The following is a 21,395-nucleotide window of genomic DNA, read 5'->3' on the forward strand; positions in this document are numbered from 1 at the left end:
ACAAACTTTTAGGAGGGGAAAATATGACGACGGTCAAAACGGTCGCTTTTGTTGAACCGAGTTTCTATGGCGTTAGTTTCGCCAGAGTCGCTTTTGAGCAAGGACATCGGGTCATTGCGATTGTTTCTTCCAAGGACAATCCGCAGAAATATGGATATGAAGGCATCTATCATGATCTGATTGTGGCTGATATCCGGGATGAAGAATCGCTCTATCAAGCGATCATTCAATCTCCCTATGCGAATCAACTGGATGCGCTCATTCCTGCTACAGATTACGCCTCCCACGTGACGGCGAAGGCAGCCGAACGGCTTGGACTCAGAGGACTGCCCTATGAAGCGGCACTGAAGGCCAGGAATAAGGATTTGGCTCGGGAAGCTTATGCGGAACATGGTGTACCTAGCGCGAGATTCAAGAAAGTGAGAACCTATGAAGAAGCGGCAGCAGCAGCGGAAGAGATCGGTTATCCGATTGTGCTAAAGCCAACGAATTGCGCGAGCAGCCAGAATGTGTACTTTATTAACAACGTTAACGAGCTGCGGGAAGCGATGGAAATCATCATTGCATTCAAAGTGACTTATATGGATTTTAAGGTCCGTGAAGAATATTTGATTGAGGAGTATTTGGATGGACCGGAGTTTAGCGTGGAGCTGTTCTTGAGAGAGGGGGAGCCGATTTTTTCGGCTGTTACTGAAAAAATCACATCGCCACTGCCTTATTTTGTGGAGATTGTTCACACGCTGCCGACACCTTCCTATACGGAGCAGGAGGAGGATATTGTTCGTACGGCTGTTGATGCGCTGGCGGCGATTGGGATTAAGAATGGTCCGAGTCATGTGGAGGTGAAGCTCTCCAGCACGGGACCGCGTATTATTGAGGTGAACGGCAGGCCGGGAGGGGACAACATTTCTTCGGATTTGTTGGTGCAAGCGTTCGGGGTGGAAATTTTTGAGGCAACGGTTAACTACTACTTGGATAATCCGATAGCAATTGACAAGCGGCAGCATCGGGCGGCATCGATTGCTTATGTGACCGCAGATCGGGATGGGATATTCGAAAGTATAGAAGGCCTTGAAGCGTTAAGTCTTCACGATAATGTCGTCCGTTCACACGTCACTGTCTCTCCCGGTGATCCTGTCTCAATACCAAGAAGCTCGGATGACCGGTTAGGATATATCATTACCAAGGGTGAAACTCCTGAGGAAGCGAAAGCTCTGGCAATAGCTCTAGTCGACAGCCTGAAAGTAATCTATCAGCAGCATGAAGCGGAGATTGCTTAATTAAGCAACGCTCAGGTTTGTAGGGACTCAACATGATGAAAAGAGGCTGATACCACATGGGAATCGCAGTAATCTATGGAAGCTCGCGCAGGAAAGGGAATTCTGAACAATTGGCTGATTTAGTCGTTGAAGGGTTCGAAGCTGATAAAATCCATTTGTCGGATTATACGATTGAGCCTATAAGGGACTACCGCCATACAGAGAAGGGACCTTATCCTGATGATGACTATTATCATGTGATTGAACGCGTGCTGGCTCAGGATGTTCTCCTGTTTGCGACACCGATCTACTGGTATGGAGCTTCCGGGCTAACAAAAACGTTCATTGATCGCTGGTCCCAGTCATTACGGGAGGATCGGGACAATTTCCTGGCCAAGTTCGCAACGAAAACAGCATGGGTCATTGGCATTGGCGATGACGAGCCTCAGGTGAAAGGAATTCCGCTCGTTCAGCAATTCCAGCATATTTTTGAATTTACGAGGACAACGTTTGCCGGCCATATTCTTGGTCAAGGCAATAAGCCAGGAGATATTGTGCAGGATGCCGAAGCGCTGGCAAAGGTGGAGGAAATTCGGGCGAAGCTGCGTGCTTGAATGTGGGGCGAAGCCATTAGTCGTTTTTAGGGATACAACAACGATCCCCGCTTGGTCGTGTGACTGGGCGGGGATTTTTTGTTTTGTGTTGCTTTATAATGTACGCTTACCTTGTTATCGCATATACGCTTACTACAAAGTTGGCTGTTGCGCCATGTGGATTTGCAATATAAAGAGATCTGCTTTCATAAACATCTGTATACTTGCCGTTAACGACGCCAGAAAAAATAGTTGGATCGCTGCCGCCGCTTACATCCCGCGCTACAATGAAACTAATCGAATTGGGATCATCACTTCCAAAAGACGTTATTTCCCATTGAAAATTGATTGTGTTGGCAGGAAGAGTGTCCGTAGAAAAGTTACCGCTGGAACGGCTTGACTGGCCAGCTTGAGGGGTTGGTGAAGAAGTAACGCTGGAAATAAGTATTTTTGATGACATACAATTACATCCCTTCATTTTTGTGATGACCTACAAAAACATGTATATGGATAAATTTTATATGTATGACGACATTCGATAGCATCCTCTGGTATAATTTTCTTATTCTCATAAGGAGGCGATCCGAACCGATGGTATACTAATTCTTTTCAATTCAAAAACAAGCAGGTTTTACACCTCTGTTTTGCATGGAAACGGGATTCGTATGCCGATTTTTGGTGACTGACTTATATGGGATTCGGGTACAACTTACAATCAGTGATGAATTCTCGTCCATGTATGGCGGAGTATTTCATACTCATGGAGGGATTATTGAATGGCGGAACTGATCTATCATATTGCAATGACACTGGATGGTTTTATTGCTGACATGGACGGAAAGGCTGATGATTCCATTTTTTTGTACGAGGGCGCTCACGTTGCCGACTTTATGACCGAAATTCAGCAATACGATGCGGTTCTAATGGGCGGAAAAACATATGAGTATGGGTATCAATTCGGTCTTAAACCAGGTGAGCCGGGCTATAAGGGATTAAAGCATTACGTGTTTTCAAGCACCCTGCAGTTTGAGTCCACCGCTGAAGTCGAGCTTGTTAGAAGCAACGCGGTAAATTTTATCGGCGACCTCAAAAGAAGAGAAGAAGGCAAGCTATGGCTCTGCGGTGGCTGTCAACTGGCCGGGTCTCTGCTGGAGCAAAAACTGATTGATCAACTGGTATTGAAAGTGAACCCCGTTATGATCGGTGCAGGGATACCTCTATTCGGCAGCGTTAAACCGCGTCTCCATTTGGATCTTGTCGGTATGAAAGAGTATGCGAATGGAGTCATTAAAACAGCTTACACTATTAAATATGCTCAATAGCACCAAGGGTTTTTGCACCGGTTACCACTATCATAATGGTGGAAGTGACGAGAGCTCCGGCAGCTCAGATTCAAGCAACCCAAGCGGATCAGGGGGCAAAGAATCAAGCAAACGTAGTGTGGGATGCATCGCACTAAGAGTATACGATTCAAAGCGCGGTAAAAGGCGGTTATATGGATCGTAATGAAAAGTGGTATTACAAAGCCAAGATTTTAAAGTGGCAGTAAAAGTTTGCATTCGTGCAACTTAACATTTCGATTTATCAAACTACGAAGGAAGGCCGCACTCATGCGGCCTTCCTCCCGTTAGTTCAATAAAGGAGCTCTCTCTAAATAACTTATGACTTGCTGCAAGCTCATGTCACTCATAGATTCTATTCTTAAATCGTAATGACCAAACTCTATATTTCGAGTTACTTCATTCGGTACGATTACACATTTTATCCCTGCCAATGCTGCTGCTGTTGCACCGTTTGCCGAATCTTCAAATGCAATAGCTTCATTTGCGCTTACATTTAAAGCTTGCAATGCCGTTAGGTATAACGCAGGGTCTGGCTTTATGTTTGCCACATCATCACGGGTCTTAATAACTTGAAAATAGTCGATAATCTGCAGCTCTTTCAAATAACCTTCCACCCATTGTCTTGAAGAACTTGATGCTAACCCAATCTTCAACCCCAATGCTTTCGCAAGAGTTAAATAATCTTTTACCCCATCTCTGATAACAATCGTTTCCATTTTGGTTTTATGATTTTCATTGGCTAAGCTTTTAATGATTTCCATATTTTCTATTCCGATATTTTCTGCAATAAATTGATTCAGCAGCGTATCATCGGTTCCAATGCATTTCACAAATACCTCCAAAGGGAATTCTACATCGTTATCCCTAAAGACATCCTCAAAGGCTTGATACCAAGCTGTTTCAGTATCAATAATTAATCCGTCAAAATCAAAAATGACCGCTTTTATCAAATTATAGCCCCCTAATAGTATGATTTAGATTAGACGCAGTTTCCTACCCAAATGTTTCTTTTAATTGAATATGCTGTAGTCTAAGACGGCAAGCCCGAGAAAGCGCTGTTCATTCCTTAAAATTTCTGCTATCATCACTATAACTTATTAAAGTTATTTAATAAGTCACAGCATGAGGGGGTGAACCTAATGAATGACTTGCTCTCAGCTCCAAAAGATAGGAAGAAAGCCATTATTGGCGGCATACGTGGGGCTCTTCTGGCGCTCGGAAGTGCGACGAAAGCTGAATTGAGCAAAAAATTAGGAATCAGCTTTCCGACGATTAGCAAGTTCCTGACCCAAATGGAGCAGGAGGGGGAGCTTGTTTTTACAGGCATTGATAACTCCAGCGGCGGAAGAAGGGCTAGGAGATACGCTTATAATCCAGAATATATGCTGGGTTTAGCGATATTTTTGGAGAAATCCGAAACGAATTACACGATTTTTAATTGTTTGGGGGAAGTGAAGGAACAAGGCAAAGCATCCCCTGTTCCTATCGATGATGTTCAAAGCCTATCGAACCAGATCGAAGAGATTATCATTCAATATCCGAAAATCAGCGCTATGGCGATTGGTGTGCCTGGATCGGTCAATAATGGCCGGATCATTCATATCCCCGACTACGAGCAGTTTCATGATTTTGATCTGAAAGGATACTTTGAAGAGCGATTGTCGATTCCTGTCGTCGTAGAAAATGATATGAATGCTGCCGTTCTGGGATACTACAACAACAAGAGCAATATAGACAATCCATCCCTGTTCTACTTGTATTTCGGTCAAAATGGTCCGGGCGCTGGTATTTTGATCAATGGAGAGGTCGTACGGGGAAGTACGTTTTTCTCGGGCGAGGTTTCATTCGTGCCTCTGTATGATAGCCGGAATTTTCAACAAGCTTTGCATAAAGAAAATGGATCAATTTCATTAAATCTTCATGTGGATAGAATGGATGTCATTAGCCGGCTGGTCGCCTCATGTACAGCTATTATTAATCCGCATACGATTATTTTTTGCCATGATGAAGTAAATCATGACATGTTGAACCAAATCGCAGCAAGAAGCGCTGTCTACATCCCTGCGGAGCATCTGCCAGAACTCACAATGAGCAATTGGAAACAAGACTACTTGAATGGATTGCAGAATCTCGGGCTTGTCCTGATGATCTCTGCAGCTACCGATAAAATAACTCACACATCAGGAGAATAACATCATGGCTACTTACTTTTTGATCATTATTTATTTGGCTTTCATCAGCTTGGGGCTGCCTGATTCCTTACTGGGAGCGGCATGGCCTGTTATGCAATCGGACTATGAAGCGCCGCTTGAGACGGCAGGCTTGCTGTTTATGATTATAGCGGCTGGCACGATTGTATCCAGTCTGGCGAGTGGAGCGATACTGAAACGATTCGGAACGGGGAAAGTCACTCTTGTCAGCTGCATCATGACTGCAGGTGCTTTGCTCGGCTTCTCTTTGTCACCATCACTTGTTTGGCTGATCATTTGTGCCATTCCGCTTGGACTTGGCGGAGGTTCAGTTGATGCCGGTTTAAATAATTATGTTGCCGCGCATTACAAAGCCCATCACATGAGCTGGCTGCATTGTTTCTGGGGAGTCGGGGCTACCCTTGGACCCCTTATTATGGGTCAATTCATCACGGGGCAAACCTCTTGGCGAGATGGATACCTTGTTGTAGGCGGTATTCAATTTGCCTTGGTTGTCATCCTTTTCTTGACTTTGCCTCTATGGGATCGTGTCGCGAGAAGCAGCAAGGGTGCTGCAAATGAAGATCAGGGGAACGCAGAACACTTGATGGCAGTTGAAGCGGACAGCTCTGTCAAACCTTTGCAAATAAAGGGCGTTAAGCTAGCCCTGGTATCCTTCTTGCTCTATTGCGGGATCGAAGCAACGGTTGGCCTGTGGGGCAGCAGCTTTCTTGTAAATGTGAAAGGGATATCCGCAGCTGCAGCCTCACAATTGGTGGCCATCTATTATGCAGGCATTACAATCGGCAGATTCGTCACCGGATTTATAACGTTCAAGGTAAGCAATCGGATTCTCATTCGGGGAGGGCAAATCACGGCTTTAGCGGGTGCGGCACTTCTGCTCCTGCCGCTGCCGTCAGGCTTCTCGTTTGCCGGTTTTATGATCATTGGCTTAGGGTTGGCGCCGATTTATCCGTGCATGCTGCATGAAACGCCGGTGCGCTTCGGGAAGAAGCACGCCCAGACCATTATGGGCTATCAAATGGCGGTGGCCTATACCGGCAGTACGTTTATGCCTCCGATTCTCGGATTCCTTGCCGCTTACTCAACAATCGGAATTTTCCCGTTGTATCTCGTTATCCCGGCTGCTGCTATGCTCTTGTTTTCGGAGAAGTTAAATGTCTTTTTGAAGAAGAATGGCTTGAAGGAAAACTATTCATAAGTAGATAGGAGCTGCTCAGAATGAAAACAGAAAAAGAGAAAATGTTAAATGGCGAGCTAAAGATGTGCCTGATAACGTTGTAGTAGGGGGAAACCCTGCAAAGGTAATAAAAACAATAGAAGAATAGGGATTTCTATTGTTGGAGGCCATTCAAGCAGGAATGTCCCATCCTCGCTCCTCAGATTTGTTTTCTAATTTATAGTATATTGCCGCAACTTTTCTCAATTCCATTCGTCTTAGTGGTAATATTTATTATTCTGTGCAGTAATGGTCGGCTGCCGAGCTGAACCAATTCTTTGAAAACTTATGGGAGGCATATCATTTGAATAAGGCTAGTGCATTTCTATTCATTTTCACATTGCTGATTTGCGGTCTTACCGGCTCTGTCGCTGCCGCGGCTTCGTCCGTAGGCGAAGGGCGGCAGCTGAATGGAATCGTAGACCTTGATTATGCGTACGACGGGAATGGCAGTGGCATTGCTCTCGATAAAAACGGCACTGTCTGGTACTGGGACGGCAATGAACCTGCCAAGCGCGGTCCAAGCGCTCCGGGGGCCATTAATGTGACTTCTCGGCTGCTGCTGAAGGAAGATGGGACGGTATGGGAGTGGAAGGAAGGCACGGCAGACATCATTCAAGTACCGGGGCTTATAAAGATTAAGAAGATTGCCTCCAGCCGGGCTGGCAGCATTGCGCTCGATGGCAGCGGCAAGCTTTGGGCATGGGGACAGAGCTGCCAGGTGGCCTTTGCGGTGAAATCCAAGCTGAAGCAAGATATTTGTATGGATTATAGGGTCAGAGATCCGCTGCTGGATCAGCCTTCTTTTGTTATAGACGGGGTTGTAGATGCGGATATTCATTCGGATCTTGCCATCGTTTATACGGATGGCTTAATCGAGCAGTTATATTATGGCGACAACGTACACTATGGAGTTCACGTTTACCGACTGCCTGGCCCGCACAAAGCGATGGCGATTTCCGAAGGTGCGATGTTTACGAATCGAGGAGCTCTGATCGTTCTCGCTACGGACGGTAGTCTTTGGAGGGGCTATGACGGAGGCTTGGAGGCGATTGCCGGCAAAAGCGCATTCAAATCGATAGATGCAGGCGTGGATCATCCACATCATTCCTTGGCACTTGATTCGAATGGACAAGTGTGGGGAATTGTTGAAGCGAATACGGTTGTATCGTCCAAGTTGAAGGGACTTACCGGCATCCATGAAATTGCAGCGCGACCGTTCAACAGCGGATTGGCATTGGATGCGCAAGGACGGGTCTGGTACTGGGGTGGAGCTGATATTGATTTCAGTGGGAAGGTTATCCCTTTGAATACTGCACCTAAAGTGCTTCCCGTGCAGCGTGAGCTGACCGTAACTTGGAACGGTACCACGTTGCCTCTCACAGCCGCGCCGGTTCTACGTGACAACGCAGTGCTTATCCCGATGCGGGAACTGTTCGAAGCTTTCGGCGCAAAGGTCGAATACGACAATGGCCGAATTACGGCCACTCGGGACGGACGTGTTATTGAGTTGACAGTCTATAGTAAAACAGTGATCGTCGATGGCACAAAAGCACAGATGAGTACCCCGCCGATTTATGTGAATGGCAGGACGTACGTGCCGCTGCGCTTTCTCTCACAGTCGCTCGGGGCAGCCGTGCAGTGGAATGCAGCTTTGGGTGATGCTTCAATCGTACTCAACTAGTCAGTGTGAAACATGTAAAAGGACGATTCCCAATGTCATATGACTATTCGGAATATCGTCCTTTTTTGTCTTTTTCTTGCTTGCATCGCCATTGATACCATGCTTCAATACTCGTTATATTTCATTTATTCCGACTGGACAGTATAATTAAATCGCATCTATAGTCTTTTCATGAACCGGGGAGGCGAGAGGATGCCTAAAGTAGGAATGGAACCGAACATGCTGCGGGTTGCATGCATGACATCCACGGCATCGTGAAGATTTTTGACTATGGCAGCATGCTGGGGCATATGAAGGTGGAGGATTCAAAAAGCGCTGCTTATGGCCTGCCACTGAAAAGCAAGCGGTTGATAAAATGAGCATGGCTTAGCATGGGAAATGAGTATCAATTGATTGAGGAGGAAGGTAGAGTAGAGTGAGCCATGCAATAGAACGCCATATTGAGTATCCGATGGTGAGGATTCCAGGTGGTGAAATAGAATTAAGAGACGATCGGATAAAACATACGTGGAAGGCCGACATTAAACCGTTCCTTCTCGCCCCGTATCCTGTAACGATGGAGCAGTATTGTGCGATCACTAACAAATCGCCTGTGTCTATTGACGGAGCGCTAAAGCCGGTTGTAAATATTTCCTGGAATGAGGCCATTGCCGTTTGCAATCTGCTCTCTGAGAATGCAGGGCTGCAGTCGTGTTATTCCATAAGTGATGTTAGTGATGCGGTCAGCTGTAATTGGGAAGCGGACGGCTATCGCCTTCCTTCAGAAGCGGAATGGCAGTTTGCATGTAAGGCGGGGACTTCAGGCTATCGATACGGAGAGCTTGATCAGATTGCCTGGTATAACGAAAATTCTGGCGGCAGCAGCCATGTAGTAGGGGGCAAGGAACCTAATGCATGGGGGCTGTACGACATGCTGGGCAATGTCTGGGAGTGGTGCTGGGATTTATATGATAAGGAAGTTTACGGCTCTTACCGGATTTTTCGCGGTGGAAGCTGGGCTGAAGTGGCCAGAGGCTGCGGTGCGACATGCCGGAGACGCAGCCACCCAACCTTTCGCATCGATGACCTTGGATTTCGCCTTGCCCGCTCACGTTAATGAAGCACAGCTGAGCAACATCACAACAGATGAGCTGAGTATACAGCGTACACTCTGCACCGTGCGAAAAGGCACTGTCATAGCGGCATAAACTTGCGAAAATGCAGGAAATTTGCTTGAACGAGCACAAGGAGCCCAACGGTTGAAGCGCAATGCGCGTATGAATTCATGTCTACAGAATAGGTTATCGGTTGCGCTTACGAATTGAATGCCGCCGTCATGCAACGCCACCGCGCGCGCTGGAACTGCGCGCGGTGCGCAAAGTTAGACCTTCAATCATGAGCGACCATGAACAAGCTCGCCCGTGTTCATTCTATGTGATTTTTCGAACAGAACGGGTTCCACGTTTGCTATATTGCGAATTGTATGTGATTTATCGTATACAATCGCGAATTTAGCTTCTTGAAGGCCAAATGTATGTGATTATTCATATACAATGGGTCACGCGGGCCTGCTTGTCGGTGCCAAACCTTTATTCAGAAGTGGTCAAGGTACTAGTAAACCTTAAATAAAGCAAATCCGTTACATCGAACAGTTCGGTTATGGTCAGTTATCACCATAATTGATCTGTTTTTTTATTGTTAAATTACCCATCTTGACATCGAACCAAAATTGAACTATAAATAAAGATGCTTTATTAAGAAGCATTATTAAGTGTTGAGGTTGAAGAGGAAGGAGATAATATGGAGAAAGCCAATGCAAATTTAATGAAAGAAATAAATTTGAATAATCTGCGTCGTGTGATGAGCCAAGTTGGCGTAGCAACAAAACCCCAGCTTGCTGCAATGACGGGACTTAGCGTGGTAACCATCAACTCGCTTGTTAAAGAGCTGCTTGATTGTGGCGAATTATTGGAAGATAAAACGGTTCCTTCGAACGGAGGCAGGCCTGCTGTCACCTATCGTTTCAATTATGATTTCAGCCTTGCGCTGGTCCTGCATGTGAATGAAAAGCTAGGCTTGGATGTCGTGTTTGCTTCCGTCGTTAATTTGCAAGAGGAAGTTCTCATGAGAGAAGAGCATGCCATACAAGTATTCGATCTGAATCGTTTCTTTGGAATGATTGATCGCATTCTTTCCATTTATCCTTCCATTAAAGCCATTGGAATTGGGATTCCTGGACAGACTGTAAACGGCATAGTTGCAGTTACCAGTCATGAAGAGCTGCAGGGCGTCAGCTTAATAGAAGAAGTGCAGAACAAATTTGGGCTGCCCGTAATGCTGGAGAATGATGTGAATGCTGCCATTAGTGGATATTGCAATAAAGAACAGTTGGGCGAGAACCAGATTGTACTGGGTGTTTATTTTCCAGAAAAATATCAACCGGGGATGGGCATTTTTCTAGATGGGAGAATTGTAAAAGGAAAGAATGGCATGGCTGGAGAAATTAAGTTCCTTCCTATCGAGATAGACTGGAAAAAACGATTTGCTACAGCAGAATTTGTAGGTATAATATGCAAGTTTATACATACGCTCAATGCTGTTCTTGCCCCGGATCAAATCGTTATTTATCGAGAAAATTTAGAAGAGAGCACCTTGCTGCGTGCTTGGGAATCCTACATGTCAGCATATAAGTTTCCCTCCTTGCCTGAAATTAGTGTTTCTGATTCCTTTTATAAGGACTTTGAAGATGGCATGAAATGGTTAACCTTGCAGGAGCTCAAACCAATCAAGCGGTGAGGTGAGCTTGTTGATGAAATGGGTGTTGAAAGTATCAAGCTGCTGGGAAGTCAGGACACTTACAGCTCAAGTTTTTACTCACATAAAGAAGGTGTATGAATGGCAGCAGGAACTGGTGCAGCGGATCTAAAGCCGCGCGAAGAAAAACAATGGAATTTATTTCAACTAACGTGGCCGATATTTCTTGAGTTATTTCTGTTTATGTTAATGGGAACCGTGGATACTTTTATGATCAGTATCGTATCTGATGATGCCGTTTCAGGTGTTGGCGCAGCCAATCAGATTATTAGTATAGCAATCCTGATATTGGAGGTAATCGGGTACGGATCGGCCATTGTGGTTGCCCAATATCTCGGTTCCAAAAGGATCAAAGAAGCATCCCAGGTTACAGGGAATGCGATCACTCTTAACCTGATCGTAGGGATTGTACTTAGTATTGTGTTTCTGATCTTTGGTGAAACGATGCTCCAATGGATGAACTTGCAGGGCAAGGTTCTCGAATATGCCAAATCCTATATCGCTATTGTTGGCGGAGCCATCTTCTTGCAGGCATTGATTAATGCACTAGCCGCTACGATCCGGACGCATGGATATACGAAGCAAACGATGTTTGTATCCCTGTTTATGAATGTCATACACGTAATTGCCAACTATTTATTGATTTTTGGGCATTTTGGCCTGCCGGCTATGGGAGTCGAAGGGGTAGCCATCTCCACGGTGTTCAGCCGCTTTATCGCTCTCCTGATCTTCTTTTCACTTCTATACAAAGTAATGGATGCCCGAATAAAATTACGCTATTATTACAAATTGTCTAAAACTTATGTGATCAAAATATTGCGGATCGGCATTCCGTCTGCAATGGAGTCTCTGGTCTATCAGAGCTGCCAGCTTGTCTTTACCTTCTATGTGACCTACCTGGGTGCAGAGGCTTTGGCTACTCGCCAGTATGCTGTGCAGATCTCTCATTTCATCTATTTGTTCAGCGCTGCGATCGGCATGGGGACCGCCATCATTGTTGGCCATCTCGTAGGAGCACAACTGAAGGACACCGCGTACAGCCGCGTTCTTGCAAGTGTAAAAAGAGCGTTTATTGCTACGGTCATCATTGATTTAATTGTGATTGTATTCCGAGTTCCTCTGTTCGGCATCTTCACGGACAATCAGAATATTATTCGAATGGGGGCAGAGGTGCTGCTGCTCAGTCTCATTCTTGAAACAGGGAGGACCTGTAATCTGGTCTTCGTCAATTCACTGCGTGCAGCAGGCGATGCCAAATTCACCGTCTATGCCGGGCTATTGTCAATGGTGTGCATGAGCCTGCCGCTTGGCTATTTCCTGACCTTTAAGCTGGAGCTGGGCTTAGCAGGGATATGGTTGGCTGTTGCTGCTGATGAATGGCTGCGTGCAGTCGTTATGTATTTCCGCTGGAAAAGCCGTGCGTGGGAAAACTATGCGCTGGTAGATAATAAGCCTGCTGTCAAAGAGGAGTAAATGATTTGAGTGCCAGGTTTGCTAAGGTGGGAGGAAGGACAGTCGGGCGGGGATTGGGTCCGGTTCCTAGCGGTGCTGGGGCGGCTCTTCCATTTCTACGATAGTAATTATTAGAACACTATGGTAGAATTGTGTCGAATTAAGGGGGCATATCGGTGCATTTAGTCATAGGAGCATTGTTGGGTATTATTATTTTATGGGTTATCTTCAAAATAAGTCCAGGTTGTGGCAGTTTTATTGTGCTTGTAATTTTGGGATTCATTTTATGGAGAATGGGTGCGTTTGGCGTTATATTCAATTTGCTTCGATTATTGTGGTACATGTTCACGGATTGGGTCAGGGGACTATTAGGGATGGAACAAATGATGAGTTAACAGCGCTCAGCTTACAAAAGGAAGCCTCACAGCCGTTTTAGGGCGAGGCTTTTTTGCCGTTTCATGTGCAGACATCCTGTTTCATCATGTAATGCTCAGCATGCCAGATTCATTTATGTCGCAACATTTATCATTTTCAATCGTCTAATTATTCATTGACATCCTATACAAAAATATAACGTTGTCGTAACGAAATGGAGGCCGTATTCATGTTTCATAGATCACGCTTGTTTACCTTTGCAACTACCGCCGCACTAGCTGTCACGCTTTACTGTTCAATTTCCGCTTCAACTCCGTCTGCAGTAAATGCCGCAGCCAACAATGCTGCAACAGAGGGTATTAAGGTTACCTTGAACGGCAACGAATTTATACCTAAGTCACTTCCCTTCGTCAAAAATGGAGCCATGTACCTTCCTGTTAGGGATATGGGGGAATTGCTCGGAACTTTGGTGTCATGGAATGCATCGGCCAAATCCGTGACGATGAACTACCCTAAACTCACGGTTAAGCTGAGTTACGGCTCGACTAATGCAACCGTCAATGGCAAAACGATCGCATTGACGGCGCCGCTTCGAATCGTTGAAGGTCGGGTTTTTGTTCCACTGCGTTTCTTCTCAGAAGCGACCGGGGCAGATGTGGAATGGAAGGAAGCTCTGCAGACAGTGAACATTACGCGAGCGGATGATTTCGTTAAAGAGAACGCTTGGGGCCACATTTGGTTAGATCGGAAGACTGGCGAGCTGTATAAATCCAGGGATGAGCAATCCCCAGCCGTTCATCTCGGCAAGCTGAATGCCGCTATACAAGGCAGCGTTTCTTTTAATGAAATCGGAATAGGCGGAGGCGCCTCGGTTATTACCATTATGGACAATTATGGAGAGCCTCGCGTCCAGTATGACGCGTACGGAGTTCTCATCCACAACAATAAGATCGTCAGCCAGAAGAAAGCAAGCTACTTTCAGCGGTATGAGCACAATGCGAGTTACTTTCAGGTCTATCACCCGAACGGATGGCTCCAATATTTGATGCTGACGGATGGCAAAACAGCGACCGTGTTCAATGAGCAGGGGAAAGCGGTCAAGGAATATGATCTGCCCGCGCTTGCTGGCAAGGATGATGTTTATTCCATACATGCGGTCGGCGAGGATTATTTGGTCGTTCGGCCGAATCGGACCGGCCTTCTCACTTTGATTGACCTTAAAGACAATTCCGTAGTGGTTCTTGCCGATAAGCTTCTTACTGGCAAAGACTTGGAGTATGCCCGCAGCAACGATATCCCGTATCATGGAGACGAGTTATATTTCGCCGGAGATATGGGGCATGGCACACTGAATTTCAGTTACAATAGTCCACTTGATAATAATGACAGCACGGTTCGATTGTCGTATGACCGGGCGTCCTATGCGGATGAGCGGGATGCATTGCCCAAAACGCGAAGCATTAGTGAATTGGCCTCCACATGCAAGCCGGAGAACGTAGATTTAGTGTACATGCAAGAGGGAGATCTCCTCTACATTCCGCTCGTCGGCGCCAATGAGGAGGATCGGAAATCCATCAACACCTTCTGCGGCATTTTGAAGAAATTCGCAGCCAAGGGCGTACAAGAGACAGCGCCAGAAGTAATCAGAGAGACTTTTTTTCACGGCATGAGCATTATTTTCACTGAAGGCGACTATTTAGAAATGTATCGCGTGCCGCAAGGGCTGGCCATCGGCGTTGGAACAGGGAAACGTCTCGTTCTGGACGATATCCAGGCTATCCGTGATTATGAACAGCTGAAGGTTCAACAGCCCCCATTGTCTATCGGACCCAATCCGGCTCGCTTCGGGGAGACGGTCCATATGACGGGCACTAACGGAAATTACAAGGATGCTGAGAGTACGGTATCTGTATTTTGGAAGCCGCCTATGATCAATAACTCCACAAAGCACAATGAGAAAGCGCTGCTCATTTATACAGGGACGGCGAAGTTCGGCCGGTTTGATTTCAAATTTAAGATGCCCGCTTACGGCAAAGCATCTGACGGAACGATGAAACCCCTCCAGTTGGGAAAAGGCATCATTAGTGTAGATGATTCGTCCAATTTCGAGCTGCTGCCTGCAAGTAAAATATTTCTGTCAGTCAACGGTGTTCCGGCAGCCGATCCTTCGTTTGAGCCGGTAACTATAAGCGGCAAGACTTATGTGCCGTTGCGCGCTATCGCATCGATCACGGGCGAAGCAGTTGCATGGGACGCGAACACTCGCAGTGTTCTGATTCGCACGAAGCCATCGGCGGTGGAAGGAGATCTTAAGGAAGGGGCGGGTCTGTGGATCGATGGCAAAAAGGCGGCATCGGAGCTGCAGCCGATCATCCGCTCTGGAAGCGCCTATGTGCCTATTCGCGCTGTGACCGCCGCATTTGGACTGCCTGTTGCATGGGATAATGTGAGCCGGAGCGTCAATGTGACCGTCGCTCCGTCAACGAACACGGGGAAATAGAATTATGGAGCCGTTTTGTCTGTGAGCATGACGTAAATGACCCAAAGGAGAGGATACGATGGTGCAATCGATCATTTTTGATATGGATGGAACACTATTTCAAACAGATAAAATTTTGGAACGGTCACTTCATGATGCTTTCAACTACTTAAGGTCATTAAACAACTGGGAGGGGGAAACGCCTCTTGCTCAATATCGCGAAATTATGGGCGTCCCTTTGCCACAAGTTTGGGAGACTTTGTTGCCGCTTCATTCCAATGAAGTAAGGGAGCTCACGGATGCTTTTTTTCTAGAAAGATTAATTGAGCATATTAAAAGTGGTCAAGGCGATTTATATCCGAATGTGAAGGAAGTTTTTGATTATTTGAAAGAGATTAATTGTTCCATATATATAGCAAGCAATGGGTTGACACAATATTTGAAGGCAATTGTGAGCTATTATCATTTGGATGACTGGGTTACTGAAACGTTTAGTATCCAACAAATTCAATCGTTGAATAAATCGGATTTAGTTCGGGCTATTGTTGTAAAATATGGTATTACCGATGCGGCAGTAGTGGGAGACCGTCTATCGGATATTAAGGCAGCTAAAGACAATGGATTAATTGCGATCGGATGCAATTTTGATTTTGCGCGAGACGATGAGCTTGCTCAGGCTGATTACGTTATCGATGACTTGATTGAGCTGAAATCAATCGTAACACCTTGAAGCACAAATACATGAAGCAGGGCTGCATATTGTAGGAACCGATGCTGAAGGAAGGCCAAGAATAGTTGAATTGGCTGGGCATAATTTTTTTTGTCGGGACGTTATTTGTTCCCCAACTAAGCTCTATGCCAGACAATCCGCATTGTCTGGCAGATTCATTCATTAAAGCGACCTCATTATGCTAAGTATGCAGCAGCTAGCGTAATTATGTTCTAGAAGAGTCCCAAAACCTTTTTACATGAATTTTTGCGTTTCAGATTAACGACATCATCTGTACCAACTTTATTGAGCTTCGCGAACAATGCTTCCATACCATGTTTCAGCTTATAGTCCATTTCCTCCTGATAGATCGGGATCAAGTTGAAAAAGTGTACAACTTTGTCACTTGATATCATTAAATTAAAAAAACCTTGTTTGTCTTCAATATCTGGAAGTGAGAGCAGCATGCCCTGAAATTTCACGTCTTCGCTATACGCCTTCACCGGTTCTTCATTCGCAAGTGTATGCCCTAAATGAAGCCAGGTACGATGCTCATGCGGAAATCTCGCCAATGTCTTTAGCGCGCGAAATGGCCAGTAATTCCGCTCATCTTTAAAGGCTTCGTCCGAAATCTTCCAAGTAGGCGGCAGGCAGATCATAAGCTCGGAATAACGGTATTCTTCTGCCCCTTCTGGAACTGTCATAGGCAATTCACTCATACCATACGTTACCAGTGTATAAAAATTTCGTTTCGTGGTCGGTGCTGATACTATAATATCAATCGATAGGTTATCCGATACAATCTCCTGAAACACGCCTGCGACAGGGCCAATATACCTTTCAACATGGTTACAAACCATCTCATAGTTTTCTGCTGAACGAACCATAAAAAACCTCCACATTTAATTTAATACTTATATCGTAAATTTCGACATTATTTTTGGTTCTCCTTCAAGTCTTGACCTTTCTTAGAATAATAGCTATTATAGATATATAGTATCCCTAATGGAGGTGATTACAACCGCAATGAAGTTCTCTAAAGCGACGAACTATGCTCTTCACACCATGCTCTTTCTTGTCGCAGCAGCTCCAGATAAACATATCGGTGTTCAGCAGCTGGCAGAGCGGCAATCGGTTTCACCTACGTATCTATCCAAAATATTGACCAAACTGGTCAAGGCAGGAATGATCGAATCTGCTTCGGGAGCGAATGGGGGATATCGGTTAAAACGGAGCTGGGAGGATATTTCATTCCTGGATATTATCCACGCGATTGAAGGTACGGCTTCGTTGTTCGATTGCGATTTCAATCATGGCCCGGATTGTTTGATTCAACTGGTAATGGTGGAGGCGGAGGACGAAATGGAGACCTACTTGAAAAATAAAAAGATGTCTGATCTAGCCCGAACCGTCAAGCTTTCGAAGATTTCGCTGTAAAGCGATTTTTTCGACCTAATTAAAGATATAAAGAGTCTTTAATAACTCTAATTAAGGAGATGCAAACGATGACGAATGAACTTTTTCATGCAGCGATTTGGGAAAAGGCCTGGAAGGAAGATGCTCATATAACAGTAAAGAAGATGAAGAGCGCCGGAATCGACCCGGCGCACTCGTTTGATCAGAAGGCGAACACGTTCAACGAGGAAGTATTTAGCGAGGAAGGCAGACGAAGAGCCAAACGAATTATGAGCTGGCTGGAGGATCAGGGAGTTGCCTTTAAGGAGAAATCGATCTTGGACATTGGCGCGGCGTCGGGCGGCTTTTCCGTACCCTTTGCGCAGAGAGGAGCCAATGTGACAGCCGTAGAATCCTCTCTTCCTCTTGTCGAGCTGATGAATGAAAATATCTCGGGTCTCACAAGCGGAACGGTCGAGATTGTACCCGTGCCGTTTGAGGACATTGATATTGGGGCAAAGGGATGGGAACAAGCGTTTGATCTCGTTTTTGTCTCCATGTGTCCCGTCCTGATCGATTGGGAAAGTGTGGAGAAGGTGCTGAGCTGCGCGCGGGAATTCTGCTATATGAGCATGTCCGTAGGCCCTGGCGAGCACAGTCTGGTCGATGAGGTGTGGCCTCTCATTACGGATCGCCCCCGCAAGACCGGGCACTGGGAGATGGGATACCTGCTCCACTTGCTCCTGCTCAAGGGATATGCCTATCAGTCGCTGATCACCCGAGAAATGAAAACGAAGGTGGTAACCAGAGCAACAGCGTTCGAGGAGGCAATCAGCATGCTGAAGCTGTTCGGCTTGCCTGCGGATGAGCGAATTCGCAGCATCGTCTCCGAGCATCTGGAGAAGAATTATCCGGCGGATCAAGTGACGATTCAGCAGGGAGGACGATTCGGCAAAGTGCTGGTTCGATTGCAAAGCCAGAACATGTACAGCAGAGAAGAGGGGTAGGCGACTGAAAAGGCAGCAAGCGAAAGCCTGAATGGAGGCAAGACTCCACTCAGGCTTTTTTTGCCGTATCCGATTGATTGAGGATCAGATAGGGAAGCAGGTATGTTCGTATCCGTATAACGATAATAATCAAATTGATATAGATAAATATTTATTGTAAAACGATAAATATTCTGTTAGAATCAAAGTTACAAAAATGAAGTGAGGTGTTTGAAATGAAACGAGGGTCAACATTTTTCCTGAAGGGAGTTGTTGTCCTTATTGGATTGGCCGCACTTGCAGTATGTATATTTTGGTTGCCTGAGATGGCCAGAAGAGATGCAGAAGCGCATCCAGAGACTTCTTACTTGCAATATCCTTTTTTAGCAGGCGCGTATTTATTGTCTGTTCCATTCTTTGTTGCCTTGTATCAAGCCTTTAAGCTTTTGACCTACATAGATCGGAACAAAGCTTTCTCGGAGCTATCGGTCAGAGCTTTGAAGTACATCAAGTACAGCGGGTTGACACTCAGCAGCATCATTGCAGCAGGAATCCTATTCGTCATCCTATTTATTGATGATGATGTAGCAGGGATTATCGGGATGGGGTTAATGTGCACATTTGCTTCCGCCGTAATTGCAACCTTTGCTACGGTGCTTCAAAGACTTTTAACAAATGCCATCGCTATAAAATCAGAAAATGACCTAACGGTCTGAGGCAACTGAAAATTCGAGGTGAGGTGCATGTTATGGAACGAGGAACTACACTCTTTTTGAAGGTGGCTGTAATTGTAATTGGAATCCCGGTTCTTGCTTTGTGCATATTTTTGGTGCCGGAGATCGCCAATTTTGCGGCAGAATTGTATCCAGAGCATACGTATTTGAAATATCTCGTTTTCATCGATTTGTATGCAGCGGCAATCCCATTTTACATTGCTCTGTATCAAGCTTTTAAGCTCTTAGGCTATATCGACAAGAACAAGGCTTTCTCGGACCTGTCTGTACAGGTTTTGAAAAATATCAAAAATTGCGCACTTACAATCAGCGGTTTGTATGTGTTAGGCATGCCGCTCTTCTATCTCTTAGCAGAGAAAGACGATGCCCCAGGCATTATCTTAATCGGAATGGTCATGGTTTTTGCATCCTTGGTAATTGCTGTGTTTGCCGCTGTTCTCCAAAGGCTTCTAAAAGAGGCTATTGCTATTAAATCAGAAAACGATCTGACGGTCTGAGGTGAAGACATGGCGATAATAATAAACGTTGACGTGATGCTGGCAAAAAGGAAAATGAGTGTTACCGAGCTTTCGGAGAGGGTAGGCATAACGATGGCCAATCTTTCCATATTGAAGAATGGCAAGGCTAAAGCGATTCGATTATCAACTTTAGAGGCGATTTGCAAAGCTTTGGAATGTCAGCCTGGGGATATTTTAGAATATAAGATGGATGAAGACGCTCAATGATGCAATGAACCTTCGACCGTATTGAACGATCAGAGGGACGTTCATGGAATATGCCAGCGGCCGTCCTGGACAGGGACTCCGCTGGTTATAATTTTGTGTCGAGTGACAAGAATGCTCCGCGTGCAGCTTCGATCAAACGCAGCTTAATAATCGAGAAGACGGCCGTTGTCATGCCATTGACCGTACATTTTATTGTCCTTCGTGTTTGCAATAAATTTGTCTAATCTGCTCTTAAATAATTCCGGCTGATTTTGAATGCTTTGGATCGTGTCGATCCGAACTCGATTATAAAGAGCTGGAAATGCTAAAAAATGATCATATACTTGCCTGTCTTCCTTGAGCCTGTGCTCAATTATCCGATCTATTGTAAAAGAATCGGGGTCCATAGCAGGAAGCACCTTTCTTCCTTCATCACGCATTAACCCCAGCTTTTCGAGGCGGCGGACACGTTCTTTATTCAATTCCGTCCAGGAGCTTTTTTTGCTTCTAGGCGACAGTCTCTGAGCCACCTTCGTTTCAGATATTTTCTTTTTGACTCCATCAATCCATCCCACACATAAGCATTCTTCAACCGCGTCCAAATATAGCAACATATCCGGCTTAGGCGTCATACTAATGACGACCCAACAAGACTTTTCAGTCTTACAATTCTCCTGCAGCCACATCCTTAATTCTTCCCTCGATTTTACTGCAATCAGATTGTCTATTTCCATTTTAAACCATCACCCTTCTACACTTTTATTACCAGGCATAATCCTGCAGCGATAGTGATCTGAGGACATGTGCGATGATAGGAATGAGCTGTATTGTTTATGCCTCTATTTGTTATTATAAATAAAGAAGTATGACAACAGTATGTCATACTTCCTAAATCGAATTCCTCAACCTGTATATGCGATTGACACGACACCAAATGGTGTCATACAATAAAAGTCTCACGAAATAAAGTCTAATTTACTACATAAAATAATATTTTGGAGGGGGTGCTATGAGCGAGAGCAGCCAGCTGCGGGATGTGTTCGACGCGATTGCAGATCCAACCAGACGCAGACTGATTCATCTGTTAGCAGAGGAAGAGGAGATACCGCTCCATGAATTAACGGCACAGTTTACAATGGGCCGCACAGCGGTATCCAAGCATCTGACAATTCTTAAAGAGGCTGGACTGGCACTGGACCGAAAAGTCGGCAGAGAAACGAGATTTAGGCTGAACGCCTCTCCACTCAGAGAAGTTCAAGATTGGTTGGCTTTCTACAACAAGTTCTGGAGTGCGAATATGTTGCGCTTAAACCAACTATTAGAGGATGAAGAAGAATGATCCGAATTAACATAAACCGGCTGCATGTCGTTTGCTGCAGCCGGTTTATGTTGATCCCACAAGTTATTGTTGCTTCGGATCAAGCCAAGGACTGCCTGACTCCATTTGCACGAGAATGGTA

At 45.4% G+C, this 21,395-nt stretch carries 21 protein-coding genes and 1 pseudogene; 18 read left to right on the plus strand and 4 right to left on the minus strand.

All coding sequences use genetic code 11. The annotated features are described in order from the left end of the window. Positions 1-23 precede the first annotated feature (23 nt). Entirely contained in the window at positions 24-1,280 is a 1,257-nt protein-coding gene (locus tag L6H65_RS10065) for an ATP-grasp domain-containing protein (protein WP_236341058.1), read from the plus strand. 56 nt (positions 1,281-1,336) lie between these two features. Then, entirely contained in the window at positions 1,337-1,873 is a 537-nt protein-coding gene (locus L6H65_RS10070) for a flavodoxin family protein (protein ID WP_236341060.1), read from the plus strand. A gap of 106 nt (positions 1,874-1,979) precedes the next feature. On the opposite strand, the gene L6H65_RS10075 is transcribed toward L6H65_RS10070, so the two are convergent. Next, the gene (locus L6H65_RS10075; RefSeq protein WP_236341062.1) at positions 1,980-2,312 is read right to left on the minus strand and encodes a DeoR family transcriptional regulator; all 333 of its coding nucleotides are present in this window, start codon (positions 2,310-2,312) and stop codon (positions 1,980-1,982) included. Between the two features lie 316 nt (positions 2,313-2,628). On the opposite strand from L6H65_RS10075, the gene L6H65_RS10080 reads away from it, so the two are divergent. After that, positions 2,629-3,174 carry a dihydrofolate reductase family protein gene (locus tag L6H65_RS10080; protein WP_236341064.1) on the plus strand — a complete coding sequence of 182 codons (546 nt, stop codon included), beginning with the start codon at positions 2,629-2,631 and terminating at the stop codon, positions 3,172-3,174. A 305-nt stretch (positions 3,175-3,479) separates the two neighbouring features. On the opposite strand, the gene L6H65_RS10085 is transcribed toward L6H65_RS10080, so the two are convergent. Beyond that, positions 3,480-4,142 carry an HAD family hydrolase gene (locus tag L6H65_RS10085; RefSeq protein ID WP_236341301.1) on the minus strand — a complete coding sequence of 221 codons (663 nt, stop codon included), beginning with the start codon at positions 4,140-4,142 and terminating at the stop codon, positions 3,480-3,482. A gap of 192 nt (positions 4,143-4,334) precedes the next feature. On the opposite strand from L6H65_RS10085, the gene L6H65_RS10090 reads away from it, so the two are divergent. The 9 genes and pseudogenes from L6H65_RS10090 (at position 4,335) to L6H65_RS10130 (ending at position 16,137) form a co-directional block, all read left to right on the plus strand. Beyond that, positions 4,335-5,387, plus strand: a complete 1,053-nt coding sequence (locus tag L6H65_RS10090) for an ROK family transcriptional regulator (RefSeq protein WP_236341067.1) — start codon at positions 4,335-4,337, stop codon at positions 5,385-5,387. Between the two features lie 4 nt (positions 5,388-5,391). Then, entirely contained in the window at positions 5,392-6,606 is a 1,215-nt protein-coding gene (locus L6H65_RS10095; RefSeq protein WP_236341069.1) for an MFS transporter, read from the plus strand. 58 nt (positions 6,607-6,664) lie between these two features. Next, positions 6,665-6,733, plus strand: a pseudogene (locus L6H65_RS10100) (acetyltransferase); the annotation flags it as partial. A 195-nt stretch (positions 6,734-6,928) separates the two neighbouring features. Next, entirely contained in the window at positions 6,929-8,308 is a 1,380-nt protein-coding gene (locus L6H65_RS10105; protein ID WP_236341076.1) for a stalk domain-containing protein, read from the plus strand. Between the two features lie 451 nt (positions 8,309-8,759). Then, positions 8,760-9,404: a formylglycine-generating enzyme family protein gene (locus L6H65_RS10110; RefSeq protein ID WP_236341304.1), complete on the plus strand. Its 645-nt coding sequence runs from the start codon at positions 8,760-8,762 to the stop codon at positions 9,402-9,404. Positions 9,405-10,087: 683 nt separating this feature from the next. Further along, positions 10,088-11,083: an ROK family protein gene (locus tag L6H65_RS10115; RefSeq protein WP_236341078.1), complete on the plus strand. Its 996-nt coding sequence runs from the start codon at positions 10,088-10,090 to the stop codon at positions 11,081-11,083. Positions 11,084-11,182: 99 nt separating this feature from the next. Then, positions 11,183-12,574 (plus strand): MATE family efflux transporter, encoded by a 1,392-nt coding sequence (locus L6H65_RS10120; protein ID WP_236341080.1) that lies wholly within the window; start codon positions 11,183-11,185, stop codon positions 12,572-12,574. A gap of 583 nt (positions 12,575-13,157) precedes the next feature. After that, positions 13,158-15,428, plus strand: a complete 2,271-nt coding sequence (locus tag L6H65_RS10125; RefSeq protein WP_236341082.1) for a copper amine oxidase N-terminal domain-containing protein — start codon at positions 13,158-13,160, stop codon at positions 15,426-15,428. Between the two features lie 58 nt (positions 15,429-15,486). Further along, positions 15,487-16,137 (plus strand): HAD family hydrolase, encoded by a 651-nt coding sequence (locus L6H65_RS10130; protein ID WP_236341084.1) that lies wholly within the window; start codon positions 15,487-15,489, stop codon positions 16,135-16,137. A gap of 212 nt (positions 16,138-16,349) precedes the next feature. Here L6H65_RS10130 and L6H65_RS10135 read toward each other — a convergent pair whose 3' ends face one another. After that, complete coding sequence (locus L6H65_RS10135) at positions 16,350-17,003, minus strand: suppressor of fused domain protein (RefSeq protein ID WP_236341086.1); 654 nt, start codon at positions 17,001-17,003, stop codon at positions 16,350-16,352. Positions 17,004-17,142: 139 nt separating this feature from the next. Between L6H65_RS10135 and L6H65_RS10140 the strand changes: the two genes are divergently transcribed. The 5 genes from L6H65_RS10140 to L6H65_RS10160 all read left to right on the plus strand — a co-directional run bounded on the left by L6H65_RS10140 (position 17,143) and on the right by L6H65_RS10160 (position 19,956). Beyond that, entirely contained in the window at positions 17,143-17,553 is a 411-nt protein-coding gene (locus tag L6H65_RS10140; protein WP_236341089.1) for an Rrf2 family transcriptional regulator, read from the plus strand. A 68-nt stretch (positions 17,554-17,621) separates the two neighbouring features. After that, on the plus strand, positions 17,622-18,518 hold the full coding sequence (locus L6H65_RS10145; protein WP_236341091.1) for a class I SAM-dependent methyltransferase: 897 nt from the start codon (positions 17,622-17,624) through the stop codon (positions 18,516-18,518). Positions 18,519-18,733: 215 nt separating this feature from the next. Continuing rightward, positions 18,734-19,213, plus strand: a complete 480-nt coding sequence (locus L6H65_RS10150; RefSeq protein WP_236341093.1) for a DUF2975 domain-containing protein — start codon at positions 18,734-18,736, stop codon at positions 19,211-19,213. Positions 19,214-19,245: 32 nt separating this feature from the next. Beyond that, the gene (locus L6H65_RS10155) at positions 19,246-19,728 is read left to right on the plus strand and encodes a DUF2975 domain-containing protein (RefSeq protein WP_236341096.1); all 483 of its coding nucleotides are present in this window, start codon (positions 19,246-19,248) and stop codon (positions 19,726-19,728) included. A gap of 9 nt (positions 19,729-19,737) precedes the next feature. Continuing rightward, positions 19,738-19,956 carry a helix-turn-helix domain-containing protein gene (locus L6H65_RS10160; RefSeq protein ID WP_236341098.1) on the plus strand — a complete coding sequence of 73 codons (219 nt, stop codon included), beginning with the start codon at positions 19,738-19,740 and terminating at the stop codon, positions 19,954-19,956. A 143-nt stretch (positions 19,957-20,099) separates the two neighbouring features. On the opposite strand, the gene L6H65_RS10165 is transcribed toward L6H65_RS10160, so the two are convergent. Continuing rightward, positions 20,100-20,669: a YdeI/OmpD-associated family protein gene (locus L6H65_RS10165; protein WP_236341107.1), complete on the minus strand. Its 570-nt coding sequence runs from the start codon at positions 20,667-20,669 to the stop codon at positions 20,100-20,102. Between the two features lie 275 nt (positions 20,670-20,944). On the opposite strand from L6H65_RS10165, the gene L6H65_RS10170 reads away from it, so the two are divergent. After that, positions 20,945-21,274, plus strand: a complete 330-nt coding sequence (locus tag L6H65_RS10170) for an ArsR/SmtB family transcription factor (RefSeq protein ID WP_236341118.1) — start codon at positions 20,945-20,947, stop codon at positions 21,272-21,274. Positions 21,275-21,395: the final 121 nt, after the last annotated feature.

This window comes from Paenibacillus plantiphilus, assembly GCF_927798095.1.
GTDB classification, from domain to species: domain Bacteria; phylum Bacillota; class Bacilli; order Paenibacillales; family Paenibacillaceae; genus Paenibacillus_Z; species Paenibacillus_Z plantiphilus.

Excerpts from the sequence above, each read along its gene's own strand:
- L6H65_RS10165 (WP_236341107.1), bottom strand. The coding sequence starts at position 20,669 with ATGGAAATAGACAATCTGATTGCAGTAAAATCGAGGGAAGAATTAAGG.
- L6H65_RS10135 (WP_236341086.1), bottom strand. The coding sequence starts at position 17,003 with ATGGTTCGTTCAGCAGAAAACTATGAGATGGTTTGTAACCATGTTGAA.
- L6H65_RS10090 (WP_236341067.1), top strand. The coding sequence starts at position 4,335 with ATGAATGACTTGCTCTCAGCTCCAAAAGATAGGAAGAAAGCCATTATT.
- L6H65_RS10145 (WP_236341091.1), top strand. The coding sequence starts at position 17,622 with ATGACGAATGAACTTTTTCATGCAGCGATTTGGGAAAAGGCCTGGAAG.
- L6H65_RS10095 (WP_236341069.1), top strand. The coding sequence starts at position 5,392 with ATGGCTACTTACTTTTTGATCATTATTTATTTGGCTTTCATCAGCTTG.
- L6H65_RS10130 (WP_236341084.1), top strand. The coding sequence starts at position 15,487 with ATGGTGCAATCGATCATTTTTGATATGGATGGAACACTATTTCAAACA.
- L6H65_RS10070 (WP_236341060.1), top strand. The coding sequence starts at position 1,337 with ATGGGAATCGCAGTAATCTATGGAAGCTCGCGCAGGAAAGGGAATTCT.
- L6H65_RS10115 (WP_236341078.1), top strand. The coding sequence starts at position 10,088 with ATGGAGAAAGCCAATGCAAATTTAATGAAAGAAATAAATTTGAATAAT.
- L6H65_RS10150 (WP_236341093.1), top strand. The coding sequence starts at position 18,734 with ATGAAACGAGGGTCAACATTTTTCCTGAAGGGAGTTGTTGTCCTTATT.
- L6H65_RS10080 (WP_236341064.1), top strand. The coding sequence starts at position 2,629 with ATGGCGGAACTGATCTATCATATTGCAATGACACTGGATGGTTTTATT.
- L6H65_RS10170 (WP_236341118.1), top strand. The coding sequence starts at position 20,945 with ATGAGCGAGAGCAGCCAGCTGCGGGATGTGTTCGACGCGATTGCAGAT.
- L6H65_RS10065 (WP_236341058.1), top strand. The coding sequence starts at position 24 with ATGACGACGGTCAAAACGGTCGCTTTTGTTGAACCGAGTTTCTATGGC.
- L6H65_RS10140 (WP_236341089.1), top strand. The coding sequence starts at position 17,143 with ATGAAGTTCTCTAAAGCGACGAACTATGCTCTTCACACCATGCTCTTT.
- L6H65_RS10075 (WP_236341062.1), bottom strand. The coding sequence starts at position 2,312 with ATGTCATCAAAAATACTTATTTCCAGCGTTACTTCTTCACCAACCCCT.
- L6H65_RS10155 (WP_236341096.1), top strand. The coding sequence starts at position 19,246 with ATGGAACGAGGAACTACACTCTTTTTGAAGGTGGCTGTAATTGTAATT.
- L6H65_RS10110 (WP_236341304.1), top strand. The coding sequence starts at position 8,760 with ATGGTGAGGATTCCAGGTGGTGAAATAGAATTAAGAGACGATCGGATA.
- L6H65_RS10160 (WP_236341098.1), top strand. The coding sequence starts at position 19,738 with ATGGCGATAATAATAAACGTTGACGTGATGCTGGCAAAAAGGAAAATG.
- L6H65_RS10125 (WP_236341082.1), top strand. The coding sequence starts at position 13,158 with ATGTTTCATAGATCACGCTTGTTTACCTTTGCAACTACCGCCGCACTA.
- L6H65_RS10120 (WP_236341080.1), top strand. The coding sequence starts at position 11,183 with ATGGCAGCAGGAACTGGTGCAGCGGATCTAAAGCCGCGCGAAGAAAAA.